This is a genomic window from Brachybacterium nesterenkovii, assembly GCF_900163655.1.
In the GTDB taxonomy this organism is placed as follows: domain Bacteria; phylum Actinomycetota; class Actinomycetes; order Actinomycetales; family Dermabacteraceae; genus Brachybacterium; species Brachybacterium nesterenkovii.
The window spans coordinates 35,335-42,022 of record NZ_FWFG01000007.1; the positions used below are offsets into that span (position 1 = coordinate 35,335).

The 6,688-nt window shown below is 73.5% G+C and carries 7 protein-coding genes and 1 riboswitch; of the genes, 1 reads left to right on the forward strand and 6 read right to left on the reverse strand.

All coding sequences use genetic code 11. The annotated features are described in order from the left end of the window. The 5 genes from FM110_RS00585 to FM110_RS00605 form a co-directional block, all read right to left on the reverse strand. On the reverse strand, nucleotides 1-795 hold the full coding sequence (locus tag FM110_RS00585; protein WP_268802180.1) for an energy-coupling factor transporter transmembrane component T family protein: 795 nt from the start codon (nucleotides 793-795) through the stop codon (nucleotides 1-3). A gap of 47 nt (nucleotides 796-842) precedes the next feature. Continuing rightward, the gene (locus FM110_RS00590; RefSeq protein ID WP_087101660.1) at nucleotides 843-2,669 is read right to left on the reverse strand and encodes an ABC transporter ATP-binding protein; all 1,827 of its coding nucleotides are present in this window, start codon (nucleotides 2,667-2,669) and stop codon (nucleotides 843-845) included. Next, on the reverse strand, nucleotides 2,659-3,324 hold the full coding sequence (locus tag FM110_RS00595; RefSeq protein WP_159457937.1) for an ECF transporter S component: 666 nt from the start codon (nucleotides 3,322-3,324) through the stop codon (nucleotides 2,659-2,661). The genes FM110_RS00590 and FM110_RS00595 overlap by 11 nt, the downstream gene beginning before the upstream one ends. Next, nucleotides 3,321-3,935 (reverse strand): YkoF family thiamine/hydroxymethylpyrimidine-binding protein, encoded by a 615-nt coding sequence (locus FM110_RS00600; RefSeq protein WP_268802179.1) that lies wholly within the window; start codon nucleotides 3,933-3,935, stop codon nucleotides 3,321-3,323. Before FM110_RS00600 ends, FM110_RS00595 begins: the two co-directional genes overlap by 4 nt. Nucleotides 3,936-4,100: 165 nt before the next feature. Further along, nucleotides 4,101-4,209, reverse strand: a riboswitch (TPP riboswitch). Nucleotides 4,210-4,213: 4 nt separating this feature from the next. Next, the gene (locus tag FM110_RS00605; protein ID WP_200810130.1) at nucleotides 4,214-5,071 is read right to left on the reverse strand and encodes a helix-turn-helix domain-containing protein; all 858 of its coding nucleotides are present in this window, start codon (nucleotides 5,069-5,071) and stop codon (nucleotides 4,214-4,216) included. Nucleotides 5,072-5,166: 95 nt separating this feature from the next. Between FM110_RS00605 and FM110_RS00610 the strand changes: the two genes are divergently transcribed. Further along, a complete protein-coding gene (locus FM110_RS00610) occupies nucleotides 5,167-5,703 on the forward strand; it encodes a maleylpyruvate isomerase N-terminal domain-containing protein (protein WP_087101662.1) in 537 nt (178 codons plus the stop codon). A 65-nt stretch (nucleotides 5,704-5,768) separates the two neighbouring features. Here FM110_RS00610 and FM110_RS00615 read toward each other — a convergent pair. Continuing rightward, on the reverse strand, nucleotides 5,769-6,688 hold a 920-nt coding region (locus FM110_RS00615), incomplete at its 5' end, for an MFS transporter (RefSeq protein WP_143276192.1).

A 6,688-nucleotide genomic window follows, 5' to 3' on the forward strand; every position in this document is an offset into this window, starting at 1 on the left:
TCAGGCACACAGCACCCCGCCGAGGAGCACCGCGACGATCGTCCCGAGCACGACGACGGCGAGCGCCCCGTCGCGCCAGGTGACCGGCACAGGGCGCCACAGGGTGCGCGGCCCTGAGGCCAGGGCGCGCGATTCGAGGGCGAAGGCGATGCGCTCGGAGGCCCGGATCGCGCCGACGAGCAGGGCGAACGCGCACGACGCCTGCTCGCGCAGCGTGAGGCGGTACCGGCCGCGCCGCAGCGGCGCGGGCTCAGGGCGGCGCATGATGCGGGCTCGGGTGAGCTGGCGCCACTGCGCGGGGAGGTCCTGCAGCATGCGGTGCCCGGCCAGCAGGGCGTAGGCGTAGCGGGGGCTCAGGCGGGCGTGGCGGATGAGGGAGACCATGAGGCGCCGCGGCTCGGTGACGTGCGCGAACGCGACGGCACCGGCCCCGATCACGAGGGTGCGCAGGGCGAGCGCGCTGCCGATCACGAGCCCTTCGGCGGTGACGCGGACGGGCAGCTGCGGCCACGGCTCCACGCCCGGGCGGGTGAACGCGTTGACGAGGACGACGCCGATGCCGAACAGGAGGAACGGGATCTGGGCGCGCGCGAGGCGCAGCGGCCCGATGCGGGCGGTCGCGAGGATCCCGGCCAGAAGCGCCGCATACAGGACGGCGAGGGGCACGGGGTCGAGGACGAGCAGAGTCGCTGCCGAGAGCACGACGAGCAGGGCGAGGACCACGGTCGGGCAGCGTCGGCCCAGCCACGAGTCATGTCCCCTCTCCCCTCGCGCACCGGCGGCAGCGGGTGGCAGCGGCGCCTCAGATGCCCGCCCGTGCCTCCGATGTGCGGGCGCGGCGCTCATGCCCTCGCCCCGCGGCGTCCGAGGTCCTCGAGGGTGCCGCGCAGCGGAAGGTCCGCGGCCATCACGCGCGCGACGAGCGGCGGAATCCGCATCCCGGCCAGGGCCAGCAGGCAGGGGTCGCGCACGAGCTCCTCGAGGGGGACGACGGCCTGCAGGCGTCCCTCGGCGAGGACGGCCGCGCGGTCGGCGCACGCGGTGACGGCCCGCAGGTCGTGGCTCGTCATGGCGACCGCCCCTCCGTCGGCGGCGACGCCGCGGAGCATCGCGATGACCTGGGCCGTGGCGGCACGGTCGAGGCCGATGGTGGGCTCATCGGCCAGGAGAACGCGGCGGGAGTGGGCGAGCATCGCGGCGATCGCGAGGCGACGCTGCTGACCGCCGGACAGGGTGAAGGGGCTGCGGTCGGCGAGGTCGGCGAGGCGCACGCGCGCGAGGGCGGCATCGGTCGCGGCCGGGTCGCCGATCGCGACCTCATCGCGGACGGTGCGTCCGATGAACAGATGCTCGGGGTTCTGCGGCACGAACCCGGCCCGCTCCCCCGTCACCGTGCCGGTGCGCGGGGCCTCGAGTCCGGCCAGCGCCGTGAGCAGCGTGGACTTGCCCGCGCCGTTGCAGCCGATGATCGCGAGCACCTCCCCGGCGCGGAGGTCGAGGTCGACGCCGGTCAGGACGTCACGGGCGCCACGGGCGCCACGGCCGCCACGGCCGCCACGGCCGCCACGGCCGCCACGGTCATCGTGACCGCCACGGCCGCCACGGGCGCCGCATCCGCCACGAGCAAGCGTCAGGTCGCGGGCGCACAACAGCAAGGGCGCTGACGGAGCACGATCCGCCGGCGCTGCGGCCGCGCCCGCGACCGGAGCATCAGCGCGGGCGGGAACCGGCACGCCATCGCCACCCGCACCGCCACCTGCACCGTCGACCGCGCCGCGGGCACCGGCCCCGGTCGCCCCGTCGGCGCTGGCCTCCAGCAGCTCGGGCGCGACGGCCGCGAGCTCGTCGGCAACAGGCACCCAGCAGCCCTCGGCGACGAGGCCAGCGCCGTGCTCGGCGAGGATGTCGGCGGTCGGCCCATCGGCCAGCACCCGCCCGGAGCGGTCCAGGACGAGCGTGCGGCCGGGGAGGTCATCGGCGCCCCACTCATCGAGCCGATGCTCGACGAGAACGGTGGCGACCTGCGGCGGGACCGCCGCGAGCGCCGAGCGGACGGCGGCGATCCCGTGCCCGTCGAGCATCGCCGTGGGCTCGTCGAGCAGCAGCACGGACGGCTCGCCGATGAGCGCGCCCGCGAGGGCCACACGCTGCAACTCCCCACCGGACAGGGTCGCCGCCTCACGGTCGCGGAGGTGCTCGGCTCCGACCGCCCGCAGGGCGCTGGCGATCGCGGAGCCGATGAGCGCTGGGTCCATGGCGCGGGACTCGAGCGGGAGGGCGAGGTCGTCGGCGACGGTCGGCAGGCACACGCCGGTGGCGGGATCCTGGCCGAGCATCGCGACAGCACGGGCGGTCGCGGCGACGCCCTCGGCGACGGGGTCGATGCCGGTCCCGTCCGCCGCCGCGACGTGCAGGCTCCCGGTGACGCGGCCGCGGACATGCTGCGGGATCGCCCCGGCGAGCGCGCGCAGCAGCGTGGACTTTCCCGCCCCGGACGGGGCGACCACCAGCAGCGACTCCCCCGCCTCGACGGTCGCTGTCCAGGGCCCCACGCCATCCCCGCCGGGCAGGACGATCTCGAGCGCCTGGGCGCGGATCGTCGTCGTACCCGTGCCCGGGGCCGCCGCCTCGCAACGGACCGTCGCGCCGGCTCCGCTCTCAGCGCTCACGGCGCGCGACGCGCGTCCCGTCGTCCCCGATCGCGAAGTTCGCGAGCACCCCGGTGCGGGCCAGAGCGTCGACGATCACCTTGGCCAGGACGCCACCGAGCACGAGGCCCGAGATCGCCTGCACCACCAGGCGCAGCATGAGGATGTCCTGGCCGAACCAGCCGAAGCGGAATGCGGACCAGAAGAACACGAGGGTGGCGCCGAGCAGGCCGGAGAGCGCGTAGCGCGCCCACCCGAAGCGGCGGTAGCGACCCAGTGCGAAGGGGATCTCGGAGCCGAGGCCCTGCAGGAACGCGGAGATCAGCAAGAGGGGGCCGACGGGGCTGCCGAGGAACACGACCTCGATCACGGCGGCGAGGATCTCCGCGATGATCCCGACGAACGGGCGCCGCAGGATCGCGATCGCGATGGGCGCGACCAGCAGCCACGAGCCGGCCAGGAGGTGCTGGGCGAAGTCTCCGGCGGGGCCCATCGCGACCGACAGGGCCGTCCAGGCTTGCACGAACACCCAGTACAGGAAGCCGAAGACGACGCCGAGGACCACCATGAGGACGATGTCCTTCATCCCGAGGGGACGGCGGGCGGGGCGCTCGTCGGTCGCGACGGCATCGGTGGTGGCGGGGCCGCCCGCGGTGGCGGTGGGGTCGGTGCTCATCGGGTCTGCTCCTGGGGATCGGTCGAGGTGGCGGCGGCATCGGCCCACGACGGGCTGTTCAGGGAGATCGTCACGTGGCTGGTGACGTGCTGGACGCTGCGGCCTGCGAGCACCCAGCCGGCGACGACGGTGGCCAGGACATCGCCGAGGTCGCCCTCCAGACGGGTCACGAAGTGCTCCGATTTCCGGAACGTGCCGCGGTCCTTCGCCTGGTCGATCGCGGCGTAGATGTCGCGCATGTGGTCCGGGTCGGGACCGTTCGCGCCCGGGACCGGATCGGCCAGCGGGTACAGCGCCCACTCGGCGCTCGCGCGGATCCCGGTGGGGCGGGCCGCGGGCGGCTCGACCACGCGGAGGCCGGCGCCGCCGGGCAGCGCGCACACGACCTCGCCGGGGCAGCCGCGGGACAGGGCGACCGCGAGGGACACGTGGCGGCCGCTCGCGCCGAGGCCCGCGCCGAGATCGGTGAGGTACCGCAGCAGGTCGGCCTCGGAGCCGCCGACGTACGTGGACACGTCGCCGGTCTCGATCACGAGGTCGGCGGTGTCGATGTCGGCGAGGGCTCCGAGGATCACGGAGACGTAGTCGTCGGCCATGACCGAGGCGGTCACGCGGGCACCCACGCCGAACGTCAGGGGCTGGGAGGTCGGGTCAGCAGGCGCGGGAGCGCCCTGCTCGGAGCGAGTGTCAGTCTGCTCGGGGCGGGGAGCGCCCTGTTCCTGGCGGGGTTCGGGGGCCACGCGGTGCCTTCCATGCGGCGGCACGGGCGCGGGCGGCGATCGCCCGGCGAAGCTCCCTCCGCCGGCATGATCCGGGTCAGGTTCTACGGTCGGAGTTGGAGAACTCCCTCTCAGCCCGGCTCACCGGGCTCCCGTGCTCACCGCAGAGCCTACGCCCTCGCAGCAGGCCGTTCGGTCGCCGTCTGCTGGTCGGCTCTGCCCCGGCGCATGATCTGCCGGGGAGTCATGCCGGTGACCGTCCTGATGTCCCGGGAGAAGTGGGCCTGATCGGCGTAGCCGAGCTCTGCGGCGATCTCCGCGAGCGACTCGCTGCCCCAACGGAGGCGGGCAGAGGCCTCATGCAGTCGGCGGCGGCGCACGAGCCAGGCCGGGCTCAGGCCGAGCCGACGCACCGTCAGGCGCTGCAGCGACCTCTCGGAGATGTCGAGGCGACGACTCAGCGCCGCGACCGAGCGGATGGTCCGGTCGGTCTCGATGATGCCGACGATCTCGTTGACGAACAGGGACTCCTCGTCGGGATCGCCGAGGCGTTCGAGACGCTCCTCCCACAGGCTCCTGACCCGCGCGTGGCGCTGCTCATCCAGCGGATCGTCCGTCATCAGATCCCGGACCTGCGATGTCAGGCCGGTCGCGATCGGCACATCATCGAGATCTCGCCATCCATCGGTGAGGGCGCCGACCGGTCCTCCCGCGAGGTGGACGCCAGCGGCAGGCGCGAACAGCAGGCCGAGGGCCCACGAGCGACCGCGCAGCTCGGTGCGGGAGATCCCCCGGTCGGGTCCAGCCAGACGCGAGTAGGCGGGCGTGGTGACGGCGATGCACACGGGATGCTGCAGCACGGACTGCACGGAGGAGCGCTGCTCGGGCACATCCCAGACCGGGATCCAGAAGCGGCGCAACCAGGCAGACAGGTGCGGCGGCGCCTCGTACCGTGCGATCGAGAACGTGCGATCCGCGGCGTCGCGGAGATGTGCGGGCTCGATGTCGTCGGTCGGTCGGGTCCCCATGCGTCGCAGGGTAGCTGTCGGGAAAGTACAAGACCGCCCGTGGGTCACGGTTCTAGCGTCGTCGGCGCATCGTCCCTTCGACCCGGGAGCACCCCATGAGCACCGTCCAGCAGACCTGGCTCCGACAGATCCGACCGTTCACCGAGACCGTCGCCATCGTGACCGACTGGGAGGCAGCCAGCCCGTGCGAGGGCTGGTCCGCTCGGGATGTCCTCGAGCACGTGATCGGCACCCAGCGCGACGTCCTGAGCGATCATGGGCATCCCCTCGCCCCGATCTCGGCCGAGGATCCGACGCCGCGCTGGGCCGAGCACGCTGCGGCGATGGACCGGGTGATCGAGGACGATGCGCTCATCGGAACCGTGTTCGACGGGTTCTTCGGGCCGACGACGATCGGCGAGACTCTGCTGCGCTTCTACGGCTTCGACCTGCTCGTCCATCGCTGGGACCTCGCACGCTCGCAGGGTGAGGACGTTGAGTTCACGGCCGAGGAGCTCGTCGAGATGGAGGACGCGATCGACGGCTACGGGGACGCCGCGTATCTTCCCGGCATCTTCGCCCCGGCCCTCGAGGTGGGGGCAGATGCGAGCACGCAGCAGCGCGTTCTCGCCCGGACCGGTCGGCGCGCCTGACGCGAGCCTCGTCGGTAGGCCGCGCCGTCGCACCTCATCAGCGGGCCGCCCCCATCTCCGTGAACTCACGCGCTCGCGGCGGGCCGTTCGGTCGCCAGGGCGTCCCATGCCCACAGCACCGTCCCGACGACGGCGAAGCCGAGGGCGGTCAGCGCGAACGTCGTCAGGCTCGCGGTCGCGAGCGGGGCCACGACGCCGGCGAGCAGCGTGTTCATCGCCAGCTGCACGAACGTGGCCAGCGACGACGCGGAGCCGCGCTCGTGCGGGAAGGCGTCGAGCACCTCGAGCTGGATGGGCGAGAACAGCAGGGCGACGGTGAAGGCGATGAGCGCGGGGCCGATGACGGCCGCGGCCACGGGCCAGCCCAGCTCCCCCGTCGGCGTCGGCGCCAGCGCCACGAGCGCGAGGTTCACCAGGCACATCACGACGGTGCCGAGGAAGCCGATGGTGATGAGGCGGCGACGGTCGACGGCCACATGGCCGGTGATCCAGGAGCCGGACATCATCCCGACGATGAGCGGCACGAACATCACCCAGAAGTCCTGCTCCCCGAGGTGCAGCAGATCGGTCACGAAGATCGCCGCCGAGGCGATGAACACGAACTGCGCCGCGAAGCCGAACGCGTTGGCCAGGGCCAGGCGCCACAGCGTCCACGACCGGCCCGCGCGGGCCAGCGCCCCGAGGATCGCCCGGACCCGCAGGGGGATGCGGCCATCCGGCGGAAGGGTCTCGGGCAGGCGGGCCGTCAGGACGATGAGGAGCGCGGCGTAGACGGCCAGTGCCGCGAACACGAACCGCCACGTGCCCAGCAGCAGGATCCAGCCGCCGAGGACCGGCGCGAGGGCAGGGGCGACGGAGAAGATCATCATGATCTCGGCCATCAGCCGCTGGGCCTCGCGCCCGGCGAACATGTCGCGGACCATCACACGGGAGACGATCGTCGCCGCCCCCGCGCTCGCCCCCTGGAGCACGCGCAGGGCGATGA